The following is a 24,549-nucleotide window of genomic DNA, read 5'->3' on the forward strand; positions in this document are numbered from 1 at the left end:
CCCGGCGGTCAACCGCAGCGGCGCTGGCGCGTTGCCGCTGCAGTGCCTCCATGACCGTTGCGGTCGTTTCGCCAGCCAAGCCGTTACTTCAGTAACGCTCAATTGGTGGAACGCAACGATATGCTGCGCATAGCCGCCCCACGGTCGCACCCACGCGCCCGGCCCGTCCTCAGGAGTTGTCGCATGTCGCGTTTTTGGAAGATCACACTGCTGGTTGTAGCGGTGCTCGTCGTGGTGTTCGTCGCAATGCGGATGATGGGTGGGGGCAATCAGGGCAAGCGCGCAGGCGCACCGGATGGCAATGGCACCGAAAACAGCGGCCCGGTGCCGGTGACGGTGGTGGCTGCCACCACCCAGGACGTGCCGGTCTACGCCAGCGCGCTGGGCACAGTCACCGCGCTCAATACGGTCACGGTCAGCCCCCAGGTCGGTGGCCAGCTGATGAGCCTGAACTTCAAGGAAGGCCAGGAAGTGAAGAAGGGCCAGGTGCTGGCGCAGATCGACCCGCGCACGCTGCAGGCCAGCTACGACCAGGCGCTGGCGGCCAAGCGCCAGAACCAGGCGCTGCTGGCGACGGCGCGGGTGAACTACCAGCGCTCCAACGACCCGGCCTACAAGCAGTACGTCTCGCGTACAGACCTGGATACCCAGCGTAACCAGGTGGCGCAGTACGAGGCCGCTGTCTCGGCCAACGATGCGCAGATGCGCTCGGCGCAGGTGCAATTGCAGTTCACCCGCGTGACCGCGCCGATCGATGGCATTGCCGGCATCCGTGGCGTGGACGTGGGCAATATCGTCAGCAGCACCTCCACCATCGTCACCCTGACCCAGATCCGCCCGATCTACGTGTCCTTCAACCTGCCCGAGCGCGAGCTGCAGGCGGTGCGCACCGGCCAGGCCGCTGCGCCGCTGGGCGTGGCGGCGCTGGACCGCGGCGATGCGCATGTGATCAGCGGCGACGGCAAGCTGGAGGTGATCGACAACCGCATCGCTGCCGACAGCGGCACCTTTGGCGCACGCGCGATCTTCGACAACACCGACAACGCGCTGTGGCCGGGCCAGTTCGTCAACGTGCGCCTGCAGCTGCGCACCATCTCCGGCGGCACCGTGGTGCCGACCCAGGCGGTGCAGCGTGGCCCCGACGGCGACTACGTCTACGTGGTGGGCAACGACAACACTGCGCAGATGCGTACCGTGGTGCAGGGTGTGGAAGTGGACGACAGCCATGTGCAGATCACCAAGGGGCTCAAGCCCGGCGAGCGTGTGGTGACCGAAGGCCAGTTCCGCCTGAAGCCGGGCAGCAAGGTGAGCCCGCTGCAGCCGGGGCAAACCCCGCCCGAGCCGACCGAGGCCGAACTCAAGGCCGCGCAGAACAAGCAGGAACGTAGCGGTGGCCGAAGCGGCAGCGGCCCGCGCTAACTCTCGACCATCGGCGACGGCGTTTCCGTCGCCGATGTGCGCCGGCGCTGCATGCGCCGGCTTCGCTTGACGTCTTCAGCAAGGATTCCCCCCGTGGGCTTTTCGACCATCTTCATCCGCCGCCCGATCGCCACCTCGTTGTTGATGGCGGGCGTCCTGCTGCTGGGCATCCTGGGCTACCGTCAGCTGCCGGTCTCCGCACTGCCGGAAATCGACGCCCCCAGCCTGGTCGTCTCCACCCAGTACCCCGGCGCCAATGCGACCACCATGGCCTCGCTGGTGACCACACCGCTGGAGCGCCGGCTCGGGCAGATCTCCGGGCTGCAGATGATGACCTCCGATTCGTCGGCAGGCCTGTCCACGATCATTCTGCAGTTCTCGATGGACCGCGACATCGACATCGCAGCGCAGGATGTGCAGGCGGCGATCCGTCAGGCCACCCTGCCCTCGTCGCTGCCGTACCAGCCGGTCTACAACCGGGTCAATCCGGCCGACGCGGCGATCCTGACCCTCAAGCTCACCTCCGACTCGCTGCCGCTGCGCGAGGTCAACCGCTACGCCGATGCGATCCTGGCCCAGCGCCTGTCGCAGGTGCCGGGCGTGGGGCTGGTGTCGATCGCCGGCAATGTGCGCCCGGCGGTGCGCATCCAGGTCAACCCGGCGCAGCTGTCGAACATGGGCCTGACCATGGAGTCGCTGCGCAGCGCGCTGACCCAGACCAATGTCAGCGCGCCCAAGGGTTCGCTCAATGGCAAGACGCAGTCCTACAGCATCGGCACCAACGACCAGCTCACCGACGCGGCGCAGTACCGCGAGACCATCATCAGCTTCGCCAACGGCCGCCCGGTGCGGCTGGCCGATGTGGCCAACGTGGTCGACGGAGTGGAAAACGACCAGCTCGCCGCCTGGGCCGATGGCAAGCCGGCAGTGCTGCTGGAAATCCGCCGCCAGCCCGGCGCCAACATCGTGCAGACGGTGGAGCAGATCCGCAGCATCCTGCCGCAACTGCAGTCGGTCTTGCCGGCCGATGTGCATCTGGAAGTGTTCGCCGACCGCACCGAAACCATCCGCGCCTCAGTGCATGAAGTGAAGTTCACCCTGGTGCTGACCATCTTCCTGGTGGTGGCGGTGATCTTCGTGTTCCTGCGCCGGTTGTGGGCCACCATCATTCCCTCGGTGGCGGTGCCGCTGTCGCTGGCCGGCACCTTCGGGGTGATGGCGTTTGCCGGCATGTCGCTGGACAACCTGTCGCTGATGGCGCTGGTGGTGGCCACAGGTTTCGTGGTCGACGATGCGATCGTGATGATCGAAAACATCGTGCGCTACATCGAACAGGGCAAGAGCGGGCCGGAAGCGGCGGAGATCGGCGCCAAGCAGATCGGCTTCACCGTGTTGTCGCTGACCGTGTCGCTGGTGGCGGTGTTCCTGCCGCTGCTGCTGATGCCGGGCGTGACCGGGCGGCTATTCCATGAGTTTGCGTGGGTGCTGTCGATTGCGGTGGTGATCTCGATGCTGGTGTCGCTGACGCTGACACCGATGATGTGCGCCTACCTGCTCAAGCCCGATGCGCTGCCCGAAAGCGAAGACGCGCACGAACGCGCAACTGCCGCCGGCAAGACCAATCTGTGGACGCGCACCGTGGGCACCTACGAGCGCAGCCTGGACTGGGTGCTGGCGCATCAGCCGCTGACCCTGGCGGTGGCGATCGGCGCGGTGGCATTGACGGTGGTGCTGTACATGGCCATCCCCAAGGGCCTGTTGCCCGAACAGGACACCGGCCTGATCACCGGCGTGGTGCAGGCCGACCAGAACGTGGCGTTTTCGCAGATGGAGCAGCGCACCCAGGCGGTGGCTGCGGCCCTGCAAAAAGACCCCGCAGTGACCGGCGTGGCCGCCTTCATCGGTGCCGGCACCATGAACCCCACCATCAACCAGGGCCAGCTGTCGATCGTGCTGAAGACGCGCGGCGACCGCGATGGGCTGGATGAGGTGCTGCCGCGCCTGCAAAAGGCGGTGGCCGGCATTCCCGGCGTGGCGCTGTTCCTCAAGCCGGTACAGGACGTCACCCTGGACACCCGCGTGGCTGCCACCGAGTACCAGTATTCGATGTCGGATGTGGACAGCACCGAGCTGGCCACCTGGGCCGGGCGCATGACCGAGGCGATGCGCAAGCTGCCCGAGCTGGCCGATGTGGACAACAACCTGGCCAACCAGGGACGTGCGCTGGAGCTGAGCATCGACCGCGACAAGGCCAGCATGCTCGGCGTGCCGATGCAGACCATCGACGACACGCTGTACGACGCCTTCGGCCAACGCCAGATCTCCACCATCTTCACCGAGCTCAATCAGTACCGGGTGGTGCTGGAAGTGGCGCCGGAATTCCGCAGCAGCACCGCGTTGATGAATCAGCTGGCAGTGGCCAGCAACGGCAGCGGCGCGCTCACCGGCACCAACGCCACCAGCTTCGGCCAGGTGACCTCGTCCAACTCGTCCACTGCCACCGGCGTGGGCGCGCAGAACACCGGCATCGTGGTCGGCGCCGGCAACATCATTCCGTTGGCCGCGCTGGCGCAAGCCAAGGTCACCAACACACCGTTGGTGGTAAGCCACCAGCAGCAGCTGCCGGCGGTGACCATCTCGTTCAACCTGGCGCCGGGGCACTCGTTGTCGCAGGCGGTGGCGGCGATCGAAAAAGCGCGCGAAGACATGAAGATCCCGACCCAGGTGCATGCGCAGTTCGTCGGCAAGGCCGCCGAATTCACCGGCAGCCAGACCGATATCGTGTGGCTGCTGCTGGCCTCGATCGTGGTGATCTACATCGTGCTGGGCGTACTGTATGAAAGCTACATCCACCCGCTGACCATCATTTCCACGCTGCCGCCGGCCGGTGTCGGTGCGTTGCTGGCGTTGATGATGTGCGGGCTGAGCCTGTCGGTGGACGGCATCGTCGGCATCGTGCTGCTGATCGGCATCGTCAAGAAGAACGCGATCATGATGATCGACTTCGCCATCGACGCCCGCCGCGAAGGCGCCAACGCGCACGAGGCGATCCGGCGCGCCTGCCTGCTGCGTTTCCGCCCGATCATGATGACCACCGCCGCCGCAATGCTGGGCGCGTTGCCGCTGGCGCTGGGCACCGGCATCGGCTCGGAACTGCGCCGCCCGCTGGGCATCGCGATTGTCGGTGGCCTGCTGCTCTCGCAGCTGGTGACGCTGTACACCACCCCGGTGATCTATCTGTACATGGAACGCGCCGGCGAGCGGCTACGCGCCTGGCGCGCGCGACGTGCGGCTGCGGCGCATCGGCATGTGGAGGGGCGTGTATGAACCTGTGCGCCGGTCCCCGGACCCGGGGTGACGCCAGGAGCGCAGGCAACGCCTGCGGCACAGCGATCAGCCTGGACATGCGGTTCGCGCTCCGATTGCCTTGGCATTTGCTCCTGCTTTCCCGGGTCCCGGGTCCCGGGTCCCAGGTGCCGGAATTTTCCCGATGAACATCTCCGCGCCCTTCATCAAGCGCCCGATCGGCACCTCGTTGCTGGCGATCGGTTTGTTCGTGATCGGATTGATGTGCTACCTGCGGCTGGGCGTGGCGGCATTGCCGAACATCCAGATTCCGGTGATCTTCGTGCATGCCACGCAGTCCGGCGCCGATGCCAGCACCATGGCATCCACCGTCACCGCGCCGCTGGAACGCCATCTGGGTCAGTTGCCGGGCATTGATCGCATGCGCTCGTCCAGTTCGGAAAGCAGCAGCCTGGTGGTGCTGGTGTTCCAGAGCAGTCGCAACATCGATTCGGCGGCGCAGGACATCCAGACCGCGATCAACGCATCGCAGTCGGACCTGCCATCCGGGCTCGGCACGCCGATCTATTCCAAGGCCAATCCGAACGACGACCCGGTCATCGCCATCGCGCTGACTTCGGACACCCAATCGGCCGATGAGCTCTACAACGTGGCCGACTCGCTGCTCGCGCAGCGCTTGCGCCAGATCACCGGCATCAGCTCGGTGGATATTGCCGGCGCGTCCACACCGGCGGTCCGCGTGGACGTGGATCTGCGCGCGCTCAACGCATTGGGCCTGACCCCGGACGATCTACGCAACGCGGTGCGCGCCGCCAACGTCACCTCGCCAACCGGGTTCCTGTCCGACGGCAACACCACCATGGCCATCATCGCCAACGATTCGGTGGCCAAGGCCGCCGATTTCGCGCAGCTGGCGATCTCCACCCAATCCAACGGGCGCATCGTGCGGCTGGGCGATGTGGCCACCGTCTACGACGGCCAGCAGGACGCCTATCAAGCCGCCTGGTTCGACGGAAAGCCGGCGGTGGTGATGTATGCCTTCACCCGTGCCGGCGCCAACATCGTCGAAACCGTGGACCAGGTGAAGGCGCAGATTCCCGAGTTGCGCAACTACCTGCAGCCCGGCACCACGCTCACGCCTTACTTCGACCGCACGCCCACCATTCGCGCCTCGCTGCACGAGGTGCAGGCCACGCTGATGATCAGCCTGGTGATGGTGATCCTGACCATGGCGCTGTTCCTGCGCCGGCTGGCGCCCACGCTGATCGCCGCAGTCACCGTGCCGCTGTCGCTGGCCGGCTCGGCGCTGGTGATGTACATGCTGGGCTTCACCTTGAACAACCTCAGCTTGATGGCGCTGGTGATCGCGATCGGGTTCGTAGTGGACGATGCGATCGTGGTGATCGAAAACGTCATGCGCCATCTGGACGAAGGCATGCCGCGCCTGGAGGCCGCACTGACAGGCGCGCGCGAGATCGGTTTCACCATCGTCTCGATCACCGCCTCGCTGGTGGCGGTGTTCATTCCGATGCTGTTTGCCAGCGGCATGATCGGCGCGTTCTTCCGCGAATTCACCGTGACCCTGGTGGCGGCGATCGTGGTGTCGATGCTGGTGTCGCTGACCTTGACGCCGGCATTGTGCAGCCGCTTCCTGTCGGCGCATACCGCGCCGGAAAAACCCGGCCGTTTCGGTGCCTGGCTGGACCGAATGCATGAGCGCATGCTCGCCGTTTACACCGTGGCGCTGGACTTTTCGTTGCGCCACGCGCTGCTGCTGTCGCTGACGCCCTTGCTGTTGATTGCCGCCACCATTTTTCTCGGCGGCGCGGTCAAGAAGGGCTCGTTCCCCGCACAGGACACTGGCCTGATCTGGGGCCGCGCCAATTCCAGCGCCACGGTGTCGTTCGCCGACATGGTCAGCCGCCAGCGCCGCATCGCCGACATGCTGATGGCCGACCCGGCGGTGAAAACCGTCGGCGCGCGGCTGGGTTCCGGCCGCCAGGGCTCCAGCGCGTCGTTCAATATCGAGCTGAAAAAACGCAGCGAGGGCCGCCGCGACACCACCGCACAAGTGGTCGCACGGCTGAGCGCCAAGGCCGACCGCTACCCGGACCTGGACTTGCGCCTGCGGGCCATCCAGGACCTGCCCAGCGATGGCGGCGGCGGCACCAGCCAGGGCGCGCAATACCGGGTGTCGCTGCAGGGCAACGATCTTGCACAGCTGCAGGAATGGCTGCCCAAGCTGCAGGCGGCGTTGAAGAAGAACCCACGCCTGCGCGATGTCGGCACCGACGTGGATACTGCCGGCCTACGCCAGAACATCGTAATCGACCGCGCCAAGGCCGCGCGCATGGGGATTACGGTCGGTGCGATCGATGGCGCGCTGTACGGCGCGTTCGGCCAGCGCTCGATTTCCACCATCTATTCGGATCTCAACCAGTACAGCGTGGTGGTCAATGCGCTGCCTTCGCAGACCGCCACCCCCAAGGCGCTGGATCAGATCTTACTGCCCAACCGTGCCGGGCAGATGGTGCCGATCACTTCCGTCGCCACGCAGGTGCCGGGCCTGGCACCGCCGCAGATCATCCATGAAAACCAGTACACCACGATGGATCTGAGCTACAACCTGGCACCGGGTGTCAGCACCGGCGAGGCGGATCTGATCATCAAGTCCACCGTGGACGGCCTGCGCATGCCCGACGGCATCCGCCTCGGCGGCGACGACAGCTTCAATGTGCAGCTCAGCCCCAATTCGATGGGCGTGTTGCTGCTGGCCGCCGTGCTTACCGTCTACATCGTGCTGGGCATGCTCTACGAGAGTCTGATCCATCCGGTGACCATCCTGTCCACGTTGCCCGCGGCAGGCGTGGGTGCGTTGCTGGCGTTGTTCCTCACCAACACCGAACTGTCGGTGATCTCGATGATTGCGTTGGTGCTGCTGATCGGCATCGTCAAGAAGAACGCCATCATGATGATCGACTTCGCGCTGGTGGCGCAGCGCGTGCATGGCATGGATGCACGCGCGGCCGCACGCGAAGCCTCGATCGTGCGCTTCCGCCCGATCATGATGACCACGATGGTGGCGATCCTGGCCGCCGTGCCGCTGGCAGTGGGCCTGGGCGAAGGCTCTGAGCTGCGTCGCCCGCTGGGCATCGCGATGATCGGCGGGCTGATCTTCTCGCAGAGCCTCACCTTGCTCAGCACCCCGGCGCTGTATGTGATCTTTTCGTGCCTGAGCGAGCGCTGGAAGGCACGTCGCGCACGTGCGCGTGCACGCCGGGCAGAGCGCGCGGCGGCACGGCGCCCGGCCGCGTCATCGGCGCGCTGAAGCGACGCAGTACACCAGCCGCCGCCGCGCCACGCGACGCGACGACGTACGCGGGTTCAGGCCAACAAGGCCTGCAGCGAGGCGCGCTCCAGCTGCGCGTATAACGCGAACTCGTCGTGCACCTGGGCGCCCAGGGCCTGTTCGAAGCTGCGCTTGCTCGAATGCGCGGCATAGGCGCGCTGCTCGGCCCCACCCAGGTTGGATTGGAAGATGCCGGCCGCGCTCACCGGCAAAAAGTCTTCGTAGATGATCGGGTCGGCACTGACCAGCCCGAGCGCAATCGCGGTTTCTGCCGGCATGGCGGCCACCTGCGCCGGGTCGGCGCGGCCGGCGTCGGTGAATGCATAACGGAAATAGCCCAGGCCTTCCTGACGCAGCAGCGCTTCGTCATCCGGGAACGCGACGAATGCGGTCTGCAGCCGCGTGGCGTAATCGGCACCGGTGCTGCCGGCACCGTCGCTGTCGCGGGCCTGCGCCAGCAACGCGTCGTAGAGCGCACGGCCCTTCGGGGTGAGGGCAAGCCCGCGTTGTTCGATCTCGCCGAAGCGCGCGGTGTGCGTGCCGTGCTCGGCCTGCCCGCTGTCGCCGACAAAACGCACCGGCTCTTCCAGTGCCTTGAAACTGGTCTGCCGCAACAGGATCGGCACGCGCCGGCGCGGCGGCCCTTCGATCACCGCTTTCGCATCGATGCCGGCGCGCTGCATCTGCGCTTGCGCCGCATCGATATCAAGCGTGCGTGGCGTGAGGTGGTTGATGTGCGGGCCATGGAAGCTCACCACATCGGCGATCAACTTATGCGCCTCGCTCAGCGCACGATAGGTAGGCAGCGACACGGTGGCATCGCCATGCCAGCGGAAGGTCTCCAGCGCTTCGGCCACGAACTGCTGTGCCTGGCCCGCCTCAAGCCCGCCATGACGTTCGTGCTGCTCGATCAACTCCAGCGCGCCAGCAGTGAAGATCTGCCGCTGCTGCAAAATTTGCTCGGCCTGTGCGCGCAGGGTGGCGTCTTCGATCAACTCCAGCCGCAGCAGCGAGGTGAACACGCGAAACGGGTTGGCCGACAGCGACGCTTCGTCGATCGGGCGGAACGCGGTGGAGTGCACCGGCACGCCGGCCACCGACAGGTCGTAATAGCCCACCGGCTGCATGCCCATCACCGCAAACAGCCGGCGCAAGGTGGCCAGCTCGGCGGCCGTGCCGACGCGGATGGCGCCATGCCGCTCCAGATCCAGCCGCGCGCGTTCGTCGTTGCGTTGCAGGCGCGCGGCCAGCGCAGGATCGGCGTTCAGGGTGTCGGCGTTGACCTGCGCCACCAGCGCCATCAGATCGCCATACAACGGCACCTCGGCGCGATACATGTCCGACATCGCCTGGGCAAACAGGCTGCGGATCTGATCGGGAGAAACAAAGGCGGTATCGCGCATGGGCTGGTCTTGGCCAAGAGCCGGCCGAACGCCAGCGTTGGCGCATTCTCGCCGACCGCGCCCTGCGCCGGCCAGCTGCACGGCAGCATCGCGGGCCACGCGTTGGCGCGCAGACAGCCGCACACCGCTGGACTGCGCCAAGCGCTACTCCACGACGCCTGCGTCAGAGCCCGGCCTGCGCCGCCGCTTCTGCCGCTTCGCTGGCCTGGCGCGCAGCTTCCAGGCGCTGCGCATGATCGCCAAGCTGACGACGCAGCAGCGCGTCCAGGGTAATCGGGCGCTCCCAGCGGTCGTAGCTGGCGACGATGGCGTGCCGCAGCGCGCGCATGTGCACGTTGTCCGGCGCCACCGACAGCCGCGTGACCACGCCCTCCCAGCCATCGCGATGGTCGCGGCTATAGGCGCGCACGCTTTCGCGGCACGACAGCTGCACGGTCTGCGCCCAGAAACACGCGAAATAGATGTCCCCCGCATGCCAGCCATGCACCTGCAGCAGCGCCTGCACATACGCACGCGGCGTGCCGGTATAGCGCGCCACCTCGTCGATGAAGCTGGCCGGGTAGCGCTGCGCATAGCTGCCCATATCGGCCAGATGCTGGTCCACCCAGGCATCGCCGGTGCCTGGCGTCACCGCTGGTGCCGGGTCTTCTGCTGTAGCTGTAGCTATAGCTGCGGTTGCAGGTGCCGGTGCGGTCTGCGCGGCCGCCAACGCCGGCAGCAGCAATGCCGCCAGCAGTGGCAGGGATCGCAACATGGATGAGCTGGACGCGGGCATGCGCCGATGATGCCGCATGCTTGCGATGCTGTCAGGGGACAATCCAACGAAGGCCGATGGTGTGCGCGCAGCGGCACGGACGCACCCAGTCGATGAGCGCGCCTGTTTCAGTGGCGCCTAGCGCAGATCGTACAACCCGAAATGATGGATCTCGCGGCAACCGCTCAGATCGCAGGAGCCGGTGTAGCCCGGGCCGATATAACGCTGGCGCGCGTCGCGGTTATGTGGGCTGCTGTAAGGATCCGGGCCGTAAAGACCATTGCCGTAGTACATCTGGCCATACGGGCGGTTGCGGGAGGCGCCCAGACGGAACGGGCCACCGAAACCTACGTAGCCGCCATCGCCCGAATAGCCGGCGTAGCGGCCACCTTCATGGCGGTCGCGCGCAAACCCAACGCTGCGGTCACGCTCGCTCGGTCGCGCCTGCAACCTGGCAATGCTCTGGCCCTGTGCATCCACATAGCCTTGCTCCTGATCGAAGCGCACCGTGCGGAAATACACCAGTTCGCCATCCACCCGACGCGTGCGCAGGCGCACGTAGTCGCTACCGTCGTCGTAGTAAGGCTGCCCATCGCGAAAGATGACCTCGCTGGGGTTGATGATCTCTTCTTCCAGCTCGGCAGCAGCCAGCGGTACGGCACCGATCAACAGCCCGAAAAGCAGGGCCAGACCGGCACGATGGGTGATGGACAACATGGTCATCGGTACTCCCTCCAAGCTCGGCCGTGCATGCATGCCCGGCCGCAAACGTCCTGTCGTTGGGCACCGCAGGGCGCCCGCGTGATGATGCATCGCCTTACCGAATCAGCATCGCCGCACTAGCTGCGATTGGCTTAGCTTAGCGCTGCTGCCGGGCTTAGCGCTGCTGCCGGGCCAATGCATCCAGCGCATACACCGCCGCCGGCCAGCCGGCGGCGTCGGGTACTTCGCGCATGCGCGGTTCGTCGGCGGCCACCCCGTGCTCTTGCTCGTGCGCCCAGGTCACCGCGTACGGGGTATGGATGCCCCAGCCACCGATGGCCAGCACCGGCTCCACGTCCGAGCGCAGCGAATTGCCGATCATGACGAACTGCTGCGCCGGCAGATCGAATTCGCCGAGCACCCGCGCATAGGTCTTGGGATCCTTTTCGGACACCACTTCGACCCGCGGGAACAGGTCGGCCAGGCCGGACTGCTCGATCTTCTGCTCCTGGTGGAACAGGTCGCCCTTGGTGATCAGCACCACCGCGTAATCGGCAGCGATTGCGCTGACCGCCTCGCGCACGCCGGCAATCACCTCCACCGGGTGCTGCAGCGTGGCACGGCCGATCTCGACGATGCGCTGGATGTCGTGAGCTGCGATGCACGCCTGCGTCAGTTCGATCGCAGTTTCGATCATCGACAGCGTCATGCCCTTGGCGCCGTAACCGAATATCTTGAGATTGCGCCGCTCCACCGCCAGCAGGTGCTGCTGCATGCGGCTGTCGCGCAGGTCCAGATAACCGGACAGGATCGCCTCGAAATCCGCTTCGGCGGTGCGGTAATAGTCCTCGCTTTTCCAGAGGGTGTCGTCGCCGTCGAAGCCGACCAGTTGGATCGCCTGGCCGTCGCGTTGTGCAAGAGAGCTCATCGGGTAAGTCTAGCAGTGCGCCGATATCCCGCCGTGCTCGGAGCGGCTGACACACCCTGGCGAACAGTCGTCGCGTGGATGCGGATTGCGCGCTCAGAACCGGCGTGTAGGCGTGGCGCCTGCCGCACCGACACCGGCCATGCCCGCATGGCGGCGAGCGCAGTCCTCGTTAGCCGCTCTTAGTCGCCTGCGGCGTCGCCCGGGCCAGGCTGATAGCTGGCGAATTCGTCGCGCGACAGGCGCCCGTCGCCATTGCTGTCGAAACCGGCAAAGTTCTCGCGTAGCACCGGATCTGCGCTTGCCTCGGTCTGGGTCAGCGAGCCATCGGCGTCGGCGTCCAGGCTACGGAAGCTGCGCGGCGCCAGACTGCCAGCGGAGGGTGCAACGGATGCCTCTGCACCGCTGGTAGATCCGGAAGGCCCGGGGGTGTCGGCCGGCAGCAACGGCGTGGTGGCGGGCACCGGCGGATCGATCGGCAAAGGCGACATCGCCGGGGCGTTGCCGCCAGCCGTCGCCGGCAATGGCGGAGCCGGGGTCACCGGTGCCAATTCCGGTGGCGCAGCGAAGGCCGGCAGCGAGCTCGCCAGCCCAAGCAGAAGTGCAAGACGAACGTGCAACATGGAGAAGCACCCGAGGCGGAACGCACCACCGTAACGCGGTAGACGTCAACAAAACGGGAGCGACCCTGGCAGATCGCTCCCGCGTGTCCATCCTGATGCTTGCTACGGCTTACTTACCGAACGTTGGCTCAGATCTAGGCCAGCGCTCGGTCAGGCGATGCGATGTCTCCTCTCAAGGTATGGGTGAAGCGCTGAGAAATAGGCAAGGTGCTCTGGAAGACTGCTCAGTTGCCCTGCGAGCCGGTCGCACCACCGCCACCTTGCTGCTTGGCGACGAAGGCTTTGTATTCGTCCGGAGTCAGCTTGCCATCGGTGTTGCCATCGGCTTGATCGAAGATCTGTGCGAGCCCCGCATTGACCTGCGCTTCCTGCTTGCTGATGGCGCCATCGCTGTCGGTATCAACACTGGCCCAGGTCTGGCCGCCACCGGAGCTGGCACCACCCGACTGCGCCGACGTGGCCGAGCTGCCCGACTGCGCGGCGGCATCCGGAGAGGTGCTCTGCGCCATCGCCGGCAGCGCCAGAGCGGCAGCAAGGGCGGCGGTGGCGGCGAGCAGCGAGGTGCGGTTGCGATTCTTCATTATGGTGGTCTCCTTGGCTTGGGAATGCGCGGTGTCGCCGCACATGGCAATACCCTACCCAGCCCGAATGAACGCTCAACCCGCCGCAATTTCGCGCGAAACGTCCTTTTAACCACTGCCTGAACGTTTGCAGCTACCCGCCTGTTAGGCAATGGTGAGTCAAACAGAAGCAGCTCATTCAGTGCATCTGGTTTTGCGAACTGGCGCACACTGCGCGACCCGATTTCAGGTGCTGGGCGACTCGTCGTCCCAGCTTCCGGAACTGAACAGTTTCCAACCCAGTACCACGCCGGCAAGCCCGCCAGTCACTTCCAGCACCACGCGGGAGCCCAGCTCGTTGGGGTCGTGGATCCTGGCAAGCGCCAACCGCGCGTAAAGCGGCGATTCCAGTCGCACGATGCTCGTGTAAACCAGATTCCAGATGTCGTAGCCAGCGCCGATGGCGACCGTCAGCAGGCAGGCGATCCCAAGCGTGTGCCCATGGTTGAACTGCAAACGCCGGCCGATGCGCTCCACCGCTGCGAAGACCAACACCCCCAGGATGAGCGCGATCAGGCCAGCCTCCAGCGAACCGAGCAGGCCGAAGTGCAGGGGCAAATTCATCGTGACGATCCAGCTAGCAGGTGCACCAGTCTAGCGGCTGCAGGTGATGGGCCGATGCCACGCCCGCAGGAACGACCGGTCACGCGAACAGGGATCGGCTGCAACATCCGTTCGCCCGACCATGCGACAAGCCGCGTTCAAGCATCGTCCTGCCCGCGCGCGCTCACCGTCGCCTCGCCTTCTTCATCCCACTGCACACTCACCGAGATCGGCTTGCAGCAGACCTGGCAGTCTTCGATGTAGTGCTGATCGCCGCCGGTCAGATCCAGCGCCAGGGTGATCCACTCCCCGCAGTACGGGCAGGCGATATCGACAAAGCGTTCCGGGTCGGACATGACACTTCCTCTGGATGGCAACACACACTACGCGGCAATCAAGCGATGGTAAGCGCGTGGATGACAGGTCATCCGCGCAGTGTACGAGTTGCGTTTGCTGATGCCGCACGAAGATTCCGCGGGTTACTGCGAAGCTGCTGCGTGGCCCGATCAGTCAACCGGCACGTCGTAGGCAGTGTCGGGCGTCGGCTCGGGACGCAAGGTGAAGTGCCACCACTCCATCGGGTAATTGGCAAAGCCCTCCGCCGCCATCGCCCGCAGCAAGCGCCGGCGGTTCGCTCGCTGCGCCGCGCTGATATCGGGGGTATCGGTATGCGCACGCGCATCGAAGAAATCGAAATCGGTGCCCATGTCCACCGCGCGGCACGGAGCCGACCGGCAATCCAGCAAGCCCAGATCCAGCGTTGCGCCACGACTGTGCCCGGAGGTCGGCGCAATGTAGTCGCCCAACAAGGCACGCTTGTCCACCTGCGGGTAGTACTGCGCCTTGGTCGCCTGGTCCTGCAGATCCGCAGCCCAGGCCACGAACGCCTGCACAGACCGCACCGGCCGATAGCAATCGAACACCTGCAACCGATAGCCCTGCGCGTTGAGCGTGTGCGCTACCCGCGCCAGCGCCTCCGCGGCCGGCCGCAACAGATAACACCGCGGCGCGACATACCCCGGCACCACCCGTCCGGTGAAGTTGTTGCTGCTTGCGTAGCGCATGTCCAGTGCGATAGCCGGCGCAAGACCACGCACATCCACCAGGCCCGCTTCCGCGGCGGTCTTGGCTGGATGCACGCGGAGTTCGTTAGCGAACAGGGTAGACGGCAGCATGACAATCATCAGCAGAACGCTTCCAACGACAATGTCTTGCACGCAGCGTCCTTTCTGTAACCGCAGGTTTTGCTTCATCGTCTTTCCTCTGTAAGCACGCCAAGATGCACGCGCTGGATCACACGGCACATCCGTTCGCGGCCCCGCAACACATGATTGACACACACGCTGCGCCTATCGGATGTCGCCCTCAACCGGCTCGCTAGCCGCCGGCAAAACCGACGCCCTTGAATTTACGGTCAACGCAGACAGAATGCGCAAATCCTCGGCATCCAGCGTGGTGGCGCTGGTGCCGCGATAGTGATGGTGAAACGCCTGCAGCGTAGCGGCAGGGTCGTCGAGGCTGTAGCCGAGCAGGGCCAGCGCTTGCCATGGATCGAAACTTGGCGGGGCTGGGGGCGCGTCGGTGGCGGGCCAGCGGCCGAAGCCGGCGTCGGCCAGGCGCTTCCAGGGAAATAACGGGCCGGGGTCGTTCTTGCGTGTCGGCGCGACGTCTTCGTGGCCAACGATCTGCGTGCGCGGGATACGCAGGCGTTTACACAGGTCGTCCAGCAGCACCAGCAGGCTGTCGATCTGGGCGGGTGCGAACGGTTCGCTGCCATCGTTGTCCAGCTCGATGCCGATCGATGCCGAATTGATGTCGGTGATGGTGCCCCAGCGGCCGGCACCGCCGTGCCAGGCGCGCTGGTCGTCGCCGACCAGCTGATAGCGTTGCCCATCTTCGCCGATCAGATAATGCGCACTCACCCGGCCACCGCTGTTGCGCCCGCGCAGCGTGCTCAGGCTCTGCTGCACCGAATGCTGGTCGGTGAAGTGCAACACGATCAGGATCGGCCTGCGCGTGTCGTAGTTGGGCGAGGGAACCCACTGTGCCAGCGGGTTGCGCTGCGGTGCGTGCGCGCAGGCGCCGAGCGATAGCGCGACCAGGCAGACGGCTGCACGCAGCCAGGTCGTCAACGACGGAGGGAAGCTGGGCGGCACGATGTTCTCCTGGGAAGGCAAGACGACCTACGGGGCGCGCCTGGATCGCCGCGCTGCTGTCGCGGCACCATTATCTGCCGAGTTGGGGCTTGCGAGATCTTCCGCGTATGGGTACGTCGCCGACAGTGTGACTCACGCATTGAAGCAACGGGGCGTTGGCAGCTTTTCTCAACCCGGCAAGCATCGCCGTGGTAGATGCGCTAGCAACGGCCACTAGCGCGGCGGCGGCGGCGGCGAGCGACTGCATCTCCTCCATGTACCGCACCACAGCGCCTCCACGTACACTGCCAACGTCTCATCGTCTTGCCGCCGCAACGCGTGGATAGTGGCATGCGCCGCATGCCACTATCAGGGCCTTCGCAGCGCGCCAGTGGCTGCCTTCATCGCGAGCTCTTCATGCCATTGTCGCACCGCCTGCTGATGCTGCTGTTGATCGCGCTCGCCCTGCCCTGCAGGGCCGCGTCCGCACCTGCCGACACGCGGGTGACCCAGCCGCCCTTCGTCGTCAGCGATGCGCAGCTGACGCCCGATGATTGGATCCAACGCAGCCGCAACGCCCAGAGGCCGCGCATGAGTCCCGCGCAGATCGCCGAGTTCAATGCACGCCTGCTGCGCGACGATGCCTCGATGCACGACATTGCGCAGCTGCCAGACACGCTGCCCGCAGCCGAGGTGCGGGCGCGCATCGACGCGTTATCGGCTACGCCGACGCGACCACTGTACGACGCGGATGGGCACCTCCTGGATGCCACACGCCTGGCTGCGTTGCGCAAGGCAGTGGCACTGGATGCGCTTCCCGCGCAGGTCCCGTTGCGCTTTGCGCTGGTGGTCTCGCGCGCAGCGCTGCGCACCTTTCCCACCGAACAGCGCGTGTTTTCCAGCGTTGACGACCACGATATCGACCGCTTCCAGGAATCGGCGTTGTATCCCGGTACGCCGGTGGCGGTCCTGCACGGCAGCGCCGACGGCGCCTGGCAGTTCGTCATCGCCGCCAATTACGCCGCGTGGATCGCAACCGCGCACCTTGCCGAAGGCAGCCGCGCCGAGGTACTGGATTACGCACGACGCGGCCCGCGCATCGTGGTCACGGCAGCCCGCGTGCAGACCGCCTATACGCCCGAAAACCCGGCGGTTTCGGCACTTATGCTGGACATGGGCACCAGCCTGCCATTGCTCGGCGACTGGCCGCCGCAGCAGCCGGTCAACGGCCAGCTGCCGTTGGCTGCCTATGTGGTGCAACTTCCGCTGCGCAGCGCCGCTGGCCGTTTGCAGCTGGCGCCTGCGCTAATCCCGCGCGGTGCCGATGTCCGTATTGGCGCCTTGCCGGCCACCGATGCCGCATTGCTACGGCAGGCATTCAAATTCCTGGGCGAACGCTACGGTTGGGGCAACGATTACAACGCGCGCGATTGCAGCGGCTTCGTACTGGATGTCTATCGCAGCTTAGGCATCGCACTGCCACGCAATACCGGCGACCAAGCGCGCAGCCCGGTGTTGTACCCCGTGCCGTTCGACGCAGGTGCAGCCCTGCCCCGCCGCCTGCAGCAGCTCGCACAGCTGCAGGTCGGCGATCTGATCCACATCCCCGGCCACGTGATGCTGGTGATCGGGCACGCAGGGGGCGCGCCATGGGTGATCCATGATGTGGCCGGCGCCAGTTACCGCGCCACCGATGGCAGCGTGCAGCGCGCGCGTTTGAACGGCGTGTCGGTCACACCGTTGCTGTCGTTGCTCGCCAGCGACGGCTCTGCATTCATCGAGCACATCACCCGCATCCAACGCATTGCACCAACGAGCACCCCATGAAGATCACCGGCTTCCGGCTTGGCATGTTGCGCGTGCCATTGAAAAGACCATTCAAGACGGCCGTGCGTACCGTGCAGGCGATCGAGGATGTGGTGGTGCTGTTGCAGACTGACAGCGGCCACATCGGCTATGGTGCCGCGCCGGCCACCGCACCGATCACCGGCGATACGCATGGCAGCATCATTGCCGCAATCGACCACTGCATCGGCCCCAGATTGATCGGCCAGGACGTGGCCGATCTCAACCGGCTGTGCGGCCTCGTGCAGCACGCGCTCGAGCGCAATACCAGCGCCAAGGCCGCAGTGGAAATCGCGCTGTACGACCTGTGGGCGCAGGCATTCGGAGCTCCGCTGTACCAGCTGCTCGGTGGCGGCACGCCACGCATCACCACCGACATCACCATCAGCGCCGATGCCATCGACACCATGGTGGCGCAGGCGCAAGCAGCCCTCGCACGCGGCTATCGCGCGTTGAAGATCAAGGTCGGCAAGGACATCGATTCGGACGTCGAACGCGTCACGGCAATCCATGCGACAGTGGCCGGTCGCGCATCGCTGCGGCTGGATGCCAACCAGGGTTGGACGCCCAAGCAGGCGGTGCGCACCATGCGCACCCTGGAAACTGCCGGCATCGCACTGGAGTTGCTTGAGCAACCGGTCAAGGCCGCCGACATCGATGGGCTCGCTTTCGTCACCGCACACATCCACACGCCGGTGATGGCCGACGAAAGCGTCTTCTCGCCCACACAGGTGATCGACCTGATCCAGCGCCGCGCTGCCGACATCATCAACATCAAACTGATGAAGACCGGCGGGCTGTCCAACGCCATCCGCATCGCCGACATCGCCGCGCTGTACGGGTTGCCCTGCATGATCGGCTGCATGATCGAATCCAGCATCAGCGTCGCCGCTGCGGTGCATCTGGCGGTGGCCAAGGCCGATAGCATCACCCTGGCAGATCTGGATGCGCCCGCGCTCGGGCAGTTCGACCCTACCGAGGGCGGCACGTATTTCGATGAGGCACAGATCCATATCGACGATTCGCCGGGGCTGGGCATCCGCCGCATTCGTGGGCTGGAGCTGTTGGCGGATTGAGTGCTGTTAGCAGAAATCAGCAAAAAATGGTCCTGTGGAAATGGACTGCGCGCAGGAACCGTCCACGAGTGGTGTTGGCCGATTCTGAGTAACCACCGCTCCTGTCTGACGGCTACGCAGTAGTTTTCGTTTGCCGGTGCCAATGAATCGAGGGCGCGGTGCCTTCATTGAAGAACGGAATCAGCGCATCAGATTGCTGGCTGTTTTATTGAAAGCTGTGCGCAACGACCAACTTGACTGGTCCTTGCCCGCCCAACGTCGCGGGACCTTGAGCGGCAGGGATGCCGCGCCAGAGCTTACATGGACGTACTTGCAGCGTGTCCCGCGACGGTGGCCGGGCAAGGGCCCCGCAGCCAAGCCGCAGACCATCCGCTCTGCAACCCGCTCACTGAAGTCAAAGGCTTCAATACAACCGAGCCGCACATATGCGTGACACCACAACAGAGTTGCGTCCACTGCTACAAGCATCACCAACCAGGCGCACAAACATGCCGCGCACAATGCGCCACGCAGCCGCATTGCTGAGTACAGTAGCGACATGAGGGTGTGCGTCACGGGGCCACCTAGCGCCCGTCTCCACACACCGTGTATCCACCCTGGACTCGTCCCGCTCGACCCATTCACCGGAGCCTGCATGCGCCTTGCCACCGTGTTTCGATCCCTCGTGCTGTGGGCGCTGGCGGGCTGTAGCAGCCTCGCCGTCGCGGCCGGTCCGATCGATGCCTTGAATCAAGCACGCGCATTGATTGTGGTGACCACGCCGGACTGGAACAGCACCCAGGCGCGTCTGCAAGCATTCAAGCGTGTGGATGGCGAATGGCAACCGGCCGCAGCGAGCTTCGCAGTGGCGCTGGGCCGCCATGGCAGTGCATGGGGCGAGGGTCTGCATCCGGCGCAGACGCAAGGGCCGCAAAAGCGCGAAGGCGATGGCCGCAGCCCTGCCGGCGTGTTCGCCATCGGCCCGGCCTTTGGCTATGCGCCCAGCATCGATAGCGCGATGCCGTACCAGCCGATGAGCGCCACGCATTACTGCATGGATGTACCCAGCTCGCCGCTGTACAACCGCATTGTCGATGCAACGCAGGTGGGCGAAGCAGCCGTTGCCGGCTCCACCGAACCGATGCGCCTGGACCTGCGCCACGCCGGCGATGCGCGCTACAGCGAGGGCTTGGTGATTGCGCACAATCCCAAGGCCATTCCCGGACGCGGCAGCTGCATCTTCGCGCACCTGTGGCGCACGCCAGGCCAGTTCACTGCCGGCTGCACCGCAATGGCAGCGGCCGACATGCAACGCCTGCTTGCCTGGTTGAAGCCGGACGATCACCCCCTGTTCGTGCTGCTGCCGCGCGCCGAGTACGCACGTCTTCACGCTGCGTGGCAATTGCCCGCACTGACCGAGGACGCGCAATGAGCACACCGCAGCCCGCACAGGATGCCACTGGCCTGGTCCGCGTCGTCAGCCGCTGGCAGATTGTCGGCCTGTCGATCAACGATGTCATCGGCAGCGGCATCTATCTGCTGCCCGCCGCGACCGCCGCCCTGCTGGGGCCGATGAGTCTGTGGGCAGTGATGCTGGCCGGCCTGGCGGTGGCCTTGCTGGTGCTGTGTTATGCCCAGGCGGCGAGCTACTTCGATACGCCGGGCGGCAGCTATCTCTACACGCGCGAAGCGTTCGGCCCGTTCGTCGGCTTTCAGATCGGCTGGATGATCTGGCTCACCCGCATCAGTTCGGCGGCCGCCTTGAGCAATGGTCTGGCTGACGCGGTGGCGCGGTTCTGGCCCACGGCCTCCACCGATACCTGGGCGCGCTTGCTGGTGGTGGTCGGTTCGTTGGGCCTGCTCACCACCATCAACGTCATCGGCGTGAAATCGGCCGCGCGCACAGGTATCGCCCTGGTGATCGGCAAGCTGGTGCCATTGCTGTTGTTCGTGGCAATCGGCTTGTTCTATGTGGATTGGTCGTGGGCGTTTGCCGGCACCACGCCCGATCTACGCGACCTGGGCAATCTCGGCGAAGCGGCCTTGTTGCTGCTGTTCGCCTACGCGGGTTTCGAAAACATTCCGGCAGCCGCTGGCGAATACCGCAACCCGCGGCGCGATGTGCCCTTCGCCTTGATCACCATGATCGTCACCGTCACCTTGATCTACGCCGCGGTACAGGTGGTGGCACAAGGAACGTTGCCCAATCTTGCCGCATCGCCCACACCCTTGGCCGATGCCGCAAGCCGATTCGGCGGCGAAGCCTTGGCGCTGATCCTGACCGTGGGCGCCACCATTTCCATCCTCGGCACCACCAGCAACACGGTGATGCTGGGCCCGCGTTTTCTGTTTGCGCTTGCACGCGATGGGTATGGCCCTGCATTTCTGGCACGCGTGCATCCGCGCTTCCACACGCCTGCCGCAGCGGTGCTTACCCAGGGCGTGCTGTCGCTTGCATTGGCGTTGTCGGGATCGTTTACCCAGTTGGCGCTGCTATCGATGGTCACCCGCCTGTTCGCCTACATCGGCACCGCAGCAGCGGTGATCGTACTGGCGCGCAGGTACCGGCAACGCACCGACACCGTGCGCCTGCCTGGCGGCCCGGCCATTCCCATCGCCGCCTTGCTGCTGTCGCTGGGGTTGCTGGCCAGCGCCAGTTGGCAGAACCTGGCCGCGGCAGGCGTGGCGCTGTTGGTCGGCTGGGTGTTCTATCTGTTTCCGCGCAAGCAGAGTGAGAACACTTAAGAACGGCAACGAACGGCAACGAACGGCAATCCATCAGAATTGGAGCGGCGTGCAGCACTGCAGTACTCGCGCCAGGCGAAAATTCCAGGCATTAGCCGTGCTCGGATGACAGCGACGCGCCCGCCTGTTGGCAACCGCGCTTTCGCGATGTGCTCGCGCAGTGCTCACGCGTGCCTAACTGCGCACGCCCAACGCTGCGGTTCTCACCTGCGTGGGAGTTTGCGATGAAACTGCGCCATGTCTACAGCACCGCCGATCTCGACAGCGCGCAACGCGTGCTGCTGGCCGCCCGTGGCGCCGGCATCGACAACGATGCGCTGTCGTTGATCGCCCGCTCCGATATCGAACTGCAGGATGTGCCCGACGAACGCAAGGACGCCAAAACCGACTTTCTCCCAGCTGCCGCGCGTGGTGCGGCGACCGGTGGTGCCGCCGGCCTGGTGGCAGGTCTGGTGGCCATTGCGGTGCCGCCGATCGGGCTGACCTTGGCTGGTGCTGGCGTCATGGCACTGGCCGGCGCATTGGTCGGCAGTTGGTCCTCGGCGCTGATCGGCGCAACGGTGCCCGATCCGGTACGGCGTCAGTTCGAAGATGAAATCCAGGCCGGGCGCGTGCTGGTGATTGTCGATGCAGAGCAGGCCGCGTTGCAGGACGCAGAACCTGCCATGGTGGCGGCAGGCGCGACCCCGTTACCGTACGAGGCGGCCTCAGCGACCACCTGACTGACACGTCGTCTTGGAGACACTGCTTGACGCAAGTCGCTGCCGTGATAGCGCACTGCAGGACGCCACAGTGCATCGCGTTGAAATGATCACCTTGATGCCCTCCTCACCCGCTCTGCCAACGAAATTAACACTGCCCACCCTACAGTAGGTCGCACATTCACCACGGAGACGCGCATGAACGTGCCGTATCAGATTCCGGGCCGCGCACCGGACGAAGACCGTAGTCAGAACGTATCCAGCTATTGGCGTGAACGCTTCACCGAAGAGCCGTATTACACCGAAGGCGATCGCTACGAAGATTACGAAGGTGCCTATCTGGCAGGACATGAGGCGCGCATCCGCGACAACGCGCGCGCCTATGATCAGGTGGAGGCCGAGCTGCATCGCGATTGGGAAGCCAAGCGTGGAACCTCTTCGTTGAGTTGGAGCAAGGCGCGGCATGCCGTCAAGCGCGCCTGGGAAAACGCCGCCGATTTCGTCACTGGCGACGATACACATAAGCGCTAACACGATAACGCCACCGTCGAGGTGGCGTTGTTACATGGCACGATCTTCAATATGTCAGTCGAGCGCTGGCGGTACCGGTACGTTACGCGCACTGCGCGATGCGTCGTTGATATCCATCGCATCGCGGGTATTTTTCTGCACGGCAACTGCGCCGAACAAGCTCAGCGCATAGGCCATCGCATAAAAACCTTTCTCGCTCAGCAATAGGGTGGCGTTGATCAGGCCGATGGTCAGCAGTACCAACGCAGCGATCAGCGAGAACCAGCAGATGGCGTAGTACAACCCGGTGACAGGAATTCCATCGGCACGATCACGCACGCTCTTCTGCAACGACACCGATGCGAACAAACCGAACAGCAACAGCGTGAAGTAATAGCCCTTTTCATTGAGCAACATCTGGGCATTCCACAATCCGATCAGATACGCCGCACCGCCCAGCAACAATGCGGCCCAGGATGCGGCGATAAAAGCAGGCGAGGTTTTTTGCATGGCCATGGAAACTCCTTTTCATGGTGAAACGATGCATGACATACGACGATGTGGGACGCGGACGTCTTGCAGACAGTGATCTGCAACAAGGGCGGCCTCGGCGGCGTCGTGTAAGGTACTTGAAAACCCGACGCGGGACACGTTGCGGGAGGGCTGCAGCGTTACCGCGCCCTTTCCCCTGGAGGACCACATGTCTGTCCGACGTCTGCTTGCACTGGCCTGCTCGGCCACCCTGTTCACCGCCGGTGCCTCAGTTGCCGCTCCCGCGGCCTCCATTCCCAAGGCGCAGTGGCCGTTTCAGGCCACCACGGTTGCCGATTTCGACGAACCCTGGGCAATGACCTTCCTGCCCGACGGCACCCTGTTGGTAAGCGAAAAGCGCGGTACCTTGATGCGCCTGGACCCCAAGACCAAACGCAAGAGCGCCATCACCGGCATTCCGTCCGTGGCGTATGGCGGCCAGGGTGGCTTCGGCGATGTCCTGGCGCACCCGCGTTTCGCCAAGAACGGCCTGGTCTATGTGAGCTACGCCGAACCGGGCCAGGGCGACACGCGCGGCGCCGCGGTGGCGCGCGCCAAGCTCACGCTGGATGCAACCGGCGGCGGCACGTTGTCGGACCTGAAGGTGATCTGGCGCCAGGATCCCAAGGTCACCGGCAACGGTCACTTCGGGCATCGGCTCGCGTTCGGGCCGGATGGCAAGTTGTGGATCAGCTCCAGCGAACGCCAGAAATTCACCCCCGCCCAGGACATGAAGGCCAATCTCGGCAAGCTGATCCGGCTCAACGATGATGGCAGCGTGCCAGCCGACAACCCGTTTGCTGCGCAAGGCGGCGTTGCCGCACAGGTGTGGTCGCTGGGGCACCGCAATATTCTCGGCCTGGCCTTCGACGGCAAGGGGCGTTTGTGGGAACACGAAATGGGCCCGCTCGGTGGCGATGAGTTGAACCTGATTCAACGCGGCGCCAATTACGGTTACCCCATCGTGTCTAATGGCGACAACTACGACGGCACACCGATCCCGGACCACAACACGCGCCCGGAATTTGCCGCGCCCAAGATCAGCTGGACGCCGGTGATCTCGCCGGCAGGCTTTGTGATCTACAGCGGCAAGCAGTTCCCGACATGGCGCGGCAATGGCTTTATCGGCGGGCTGTCGTCGATGGCGCTGGTGCAGGTGTCGCTGGGCGACCAACCGCGCGAAGTGGCCCGCTACGACATGGGCGCACGTATCCGCGAAGTGGAGCAAGGCCCGGACGGCGCACTATGGCTGCTGGAAGACGAGGCCAGCGGCAGCACCGGACGCCTGCTCAAGCTGACCCCCAAGAGCAAGGCGGCGGTCGAGAACGACGCGTAAGCATCGTTGAGTCCGTGCAGTCTAGCTGCGAGCGCCTTGCCCGCAGC

21 protein-coding genes are annotated in these 24,549 nt (G+C 65.1%); 10 read left to right on the plus strand and 11 right to left on the minus strand.

Translation table 11 applies throughout. The features are described 5' to 3' along the window. Positions 1–183 precede the first annotated feature (183 nt). From M3O59_RS18710 to M3O59_RS18720, 3 genes are all read left to right on the plus strand, one after another. Positions 184–1,419: an efflux RND transporter periplasmic adaptor subunit gene (locus M3O59_RS18710; protein WP_116905638.1), complete on the plus strand. Its 1,236-nt coding sequence runs from the start codon at positions 184–186 to the stop codon at positions 1,417–1,419. 93 nt (positions 1,420–1,512) lie between these two features. Further along, a complete protein-coding gene (locus M3O59_RS18715) occupies positions 1,513–4,746 on the plus strand; it encodes an efflux RND transporter permease subunit (RefSeq protein WP_064629621.1) in 3,234 nt (1,077 codons plus the stop codon). Positions 4,747–4,909: 163 nt separating this feature from the next. Further along, the gene (locus M3O59_RS18720; RefSeq protein ID WP_116905639.1) at positions 4,910–8,053 is read left to right on the plus strand and encodes an efflux RND transporter permease subunit; all 3,144 of its coding nucleotides are present in this window, start codon (positions 4,910–4,912) and stop codon (positions 8,051–8,053) included. A 56-nt stretch (positions 8,054–8,109) separates the two neighbouring features. Here the strand turns inward: M3O59_RS18720 and hglS are convergent, their stop codons facing one another. The 10 genes from hglS to M3O59_RS18770 form a co-directional block, all read right to left on the minus strand. Continuing rightward, positions 8,110–9,477, minus strand: coding sequence for a 2-oxoadipate dioxygenase/decarboxylase HglS (gene hglS, locus M3O59_RS18725; RefSeq protein WP_064629824.1), 1,368 nt, complete (start codon positions 9,475–9,477; stop codon positions 8,110–8,112). A gap of 163 nt (positions 9,478–9,640) precedes the next feature. Further along, positions 9,641–10,231, minus strand: a complete 591-nt coding sequence (locus tag M3O59_RS18730) for a hypothetical protein (RefSeq protein WP_249046937.1) — start codon at positions 10,229–10,231, stop codon at positions 9,641–9,643. 138 nt (positions 10,232–10,369) lie between these two features. Then, on the minus strand, positions 10,370–10,954 hold the full coding sequence (locus tag M3O59_RS18735; protein WP_064629616.1) for a hypothetical protein: 585 nt from the start codon (positions 10,952–10,954) through the stop codon (positions 10,370–10,372). Between the two features lie 154 nt (positions 10,955–11,108). Continuing rightward, entirely contained in the window at positions 11,109–11,861 is a 753-nt protein-coding gene (locus M3O59_RS18740) for an HAD family hydrolase (RefSeq protein ID WP_116905641.1), read from the minus strand. A 179-nt stretch (positions 11,862–12,040) separates the two neighbouring features. Beyond that, the gene (locus M3O59_RS18745; protein ID WP_116905642.1) at positions 12,041–12,481 is read right to left on the minus strand and encodes an EF-hand domain-containing protein; all 441 of its coding nucleotides are present in this window, start codon (positions 12,479–12,481) and stop codon (positions 12,041–12,043) included. A gap of 224 nt (positions 12,482–12,705) precedes the next feature. Next, positions 12,706–13,062, minus strand: coding sequence for an EF-hand domain-containing protein (locus M3O59_RS18750; RefSeq protein ID WP_064634712.1), 357 nt, complete (start codon positions 13,060–13,062; stop codon positions 12,706–12,708). Between the two features lie 225 nt (positions 13,063–13,287). Next, complete coding sequence (locus M3O59_RS18755; protein WP_064634708.1) at positions 13,288–13,665, minus strand: hypothetical protein; 378 nt, start codon at positions 13,663–13,665, stop codon at positions 13,288–13,290. A 137-nt stretch (positions 13,666–13,802) separates the two neighbouring features. After that, complete coding sequence (locus tag M3O59_RS18760) at positions 13,803–14,000, minus strand: CPXCG motif-containing cysteine-rich protein (protein WP_064634709.1); 198 nt, start codon at positions 13,998–14,000, stop codon at positions 13,803–13,805. 150 nt (positions 14,001–14,150) lie between these two features. Then, a complete protein-coding gene (locus M3O59_RS18765; RefSeq protein ID WP_372367348.1) occupies positions 14,151–14,828 on the minus strand; it encodes a M15 family metallopeptidase in 678 nt (225 codons plus the stop codon). A gap of 165 nt (positions 14,829–14,993) precedes the next feature. Continuing rightward, positions 14,994–15,800, minus strand: a complete 807-nt coding sequence (locus M3O59_RS18770; RefSeq protein WP_116905644.1) for an N-acetylmuramoyl-L-alanine amidase — start codon at positions 15,798–15,800, stop codon at positions 14,994–14,996. 396 nt (positions 15,801–16,196) lie between these two features. Here M3O59_RS18770 and M3O59_RS18775 point away from each other — a divergent pair, with 396 nt between their 5' ends. The 6 genes from M3O59_RS18775 to M3O59_RS18800 all read left to right on the plus strand — a co-directional run bounded on the left by M3O59_RS18775 (position 16,197) and on the right by M3O59_RS18800 (position 22,656). Beyond that, on the plus strand, positions 16,197–17,606 hold the full coding sequence (locus tag M3O59_RS18775; protein ID WP_116905645.1) for a C40 family peptidase: 1,410 nt from the start codon (positions 16,197–16,199) through the stop codon (positions 17,604–17,606). Then, the gene (locus M3O59_RS18780) at positions 17,603–18,700 is read left to right on the plus strand and encodes a dipeptide epimerase (RefSeq protein WP_116905646.1); all 1,098 of its coding nucleotides are present in this window, start codon (positions 17,603–17,605) and stop codon (positions 18,698–18,700) included. The genes M3O59_RS18775 and M3O59_RS18780 overlap by 4 nt, the downstream gene beginning before the upstream one ends. A 634-nt stretch (positions 18,701–19,334) precedes the next feature. Further along, positions 19,335–20,111, plus strand: a complete 777-nt coding sequence (locus M3O59_RS18785) for a L,D-transpeptidase family protein (protein ID WP_116905648.1) — start codon at positions 19,335–19,337, stop codon at positions 20,109–20,111. After that, a complete protein-coding gene (locus M3O59_RS18790; RefSeq protein WP_116905649.1) occupies positions 20,108–21,424 on the plus strand; it encodes an APC family permease in 1,317 nt (438 codons plus the stop codon). The genes M3O59_RS18785 and M3O59_RS18790 overlap by 4 nt, the downstream gene beginning before the upstream one ends. A 224-nt stretch (positions 21,425–21,648) precedes the next feature. Beyond that, on the plus strand, positions 21,649–22,146 hold the full coding sequence (locus M3O59_RS18795; protein ID WP_064634374.1) for a hypothetical protein: 498 nt from the start codon (positions 21,649–21,651) through the stop codon (positions 22,144–22,146). 177 nt (positions 22,147–22,323) lie between these two features. After that, complete coding sequence (locus tag M3O59_RS18800) at positions 22,324–22,656, plus strand: hypothetical protein (protein WP_116905650.1); 333 nt, start codon at positions 22,324–22,326, stop codon at positions 22,654–22,656. Positions 22,657–22,710: 54 nt separating this feature from the next. Here the strand turns inward: M3O59_RS18800 and yiaA are convergent, their stop codons facing one another. Further along, complete coding sequence (yiaA, locus tag M3O59_RS18805) at positions 22,711–23,151, minus strand: inner membrane protein YiaA (RefSeq protein WP_116905651.1); 441 nt, start codon at positions 23,149–23,151, stop codon at positions 22,711–22,713. Positions 23,152–23,335: 184 nt separating this feature from the next. Here yiaA and M3O59_RS18810 point away from each other — a divergent pair, with 184 nt between their 5' ends. After that, positions 23,336–24,502, plus strand: coding sequence for a PQQ-dependent sugar dehydrogenase (locus M3O59_RS18810; protein ID WP_116905652.1), 1,167 nt, complete (start codon positions 23,336–23,338; stop codon positions 24,500–24,502). Positions 24,503–24,549 lie beyond the last annotated feature (47 nt).

This window comes from Xanthomonas nasturtii, assembly GCF_023337365.3.
In the GTDB taxonomy this organism is placed as follows: domain Bacteria; phylum Pseudomonadota; class Gammaproteobacteria; order Xanthomonadales; family Xanthomonadaceae; genus Xanthomonas; species Xanthomonas nasturtii.

Coding starts and splice junctions, on each gene's coding strand:
- M3O59_RS18775 (WP_116905645.1), top strand. CDS start 16,197: ATGCCATTGTCGCACCGCCTGCTGATGCTGCTGTTGATCGCGCTCGCC.
- M3O59_RS18790 (WP_116905649.1), top strand. CDS start 20,108: ATGAGCACACCGCAGCCCGCACAGGATGCCACTGGCCTGGTCCGCGTC.
- M3O59_RS18745 (WP_116905642.1), bottom strand. CDS start 12,481: ATGTTGCACGTTCGTCTTGCACTTCTGCTTGGGCTGGCGAGCTCGCTG.
- M3O59_RS18755 (WP_064634708.1), bottom strand. CDS start 13,665: ATGAATTTGCCCCTGCACTTCGGCCTGCTCGGTTCGCTGGAGGCTGGC.
- M3O59_RS18740 (WP_116905641.1), bottom strand. CDS start 11,861: ATGAGCTCTCTTGCACAACGCGACGGCCAGGCGATCCAACTGGTCGGC.
- hglS (WP_064629824.1), bottom strand. CDS start 9,477: ATGCGCGATACCGCCTTTGTTTCTCCCGATCAGATCCGCAGCCTGTTT.
- M3O59_RS18785 (WP_116905648.1), top strand. CDS start 19,335: ATGCGCCTTGCCACCGTGTTTCGATCCCTCGTGCTGTGGGCGCTGGCG.
- M3O59_RS18720 (WP_116905639.1), top strand. CDS start 4,910: ATGAACATCTCCGCGCCCTTCATCAAGCGCCCGATCGGCACCTCGTTG.
- M3O59_RS18750 (WP_064634712.1), bottom strand. CDS start 13,062: ATGAAGAATCGCAACCGCACCTCGCTGCTCGCCGCCACCGCCGCCCTT.
- M3O59_RS18810 (WP_116905652.1), top strand. CDS start 23,336: ATGTCTGTCCGACGTCTGCTTGCACTGGCCTGCTCGGCCACCCTGTTC.
- M3O59_RS18795 (WP_064634374.1), top strand. CDS start 21,649: ATGAAACTGCGCCATGTCTACAGCACCGCCGATCTCGACAGCGCGCAA.
- M3O59_RS18710 (WP_116905638.1), top strand. CDS start 184: ATGTCGCGTTTTTGGAAGATCACACTGCTGGTTGTAGCGGTGCTCGTC.
- M3O59_RS18760 (WP_064634709.1), bottom strand. CDS start 14,000: ATGTCCGACCCGGAACGCTTTGTCGATATCGCCTGCCCGTACTGCGGG.
- M3O59_RS18765 (WP_372367348.1), bottom strand. CDS start 14,828: ATGATTGTCATGCTGCCGTCTACCCTGTTCGCTAACGAACTCCGCGTG.
- yiaA (WP_116905651.1), bottom strand. CDS start 23,151: ATGGCCATGCAAAAAACCTCGCCTGCTTTTATCGCCGCATCCTGGGCC.
- M3O59_RS18735 (WP_064629616.1), bottom strand. CDS start 10,954: ATGACCATGTTGTCCATCACCCATCGTGCCGGTCTGGCCCTGCTTTTC.
- M3O59_RS18730 (WP_249046937.1), bottom strand. CDS start 10,231: ATGTTGCGATCCCTGCCACTGCTGGCGGCATTGCTGCTGCCGGCGTTG.
- M3O59_RS18800 (WP_116905650.1), top strand. CDS start 22,324: ATGAACGTGCCGTATCAGATTCCGGGCCGCGCACCGGACGAAGACCGT.
- M3O59_RS18780 (WP_116905646.1), top strand. CDS start 17,603: ATGAAGATCACCGGCTTCCGGCTTGGCATGTTGCGCGTGCCATTGAAA.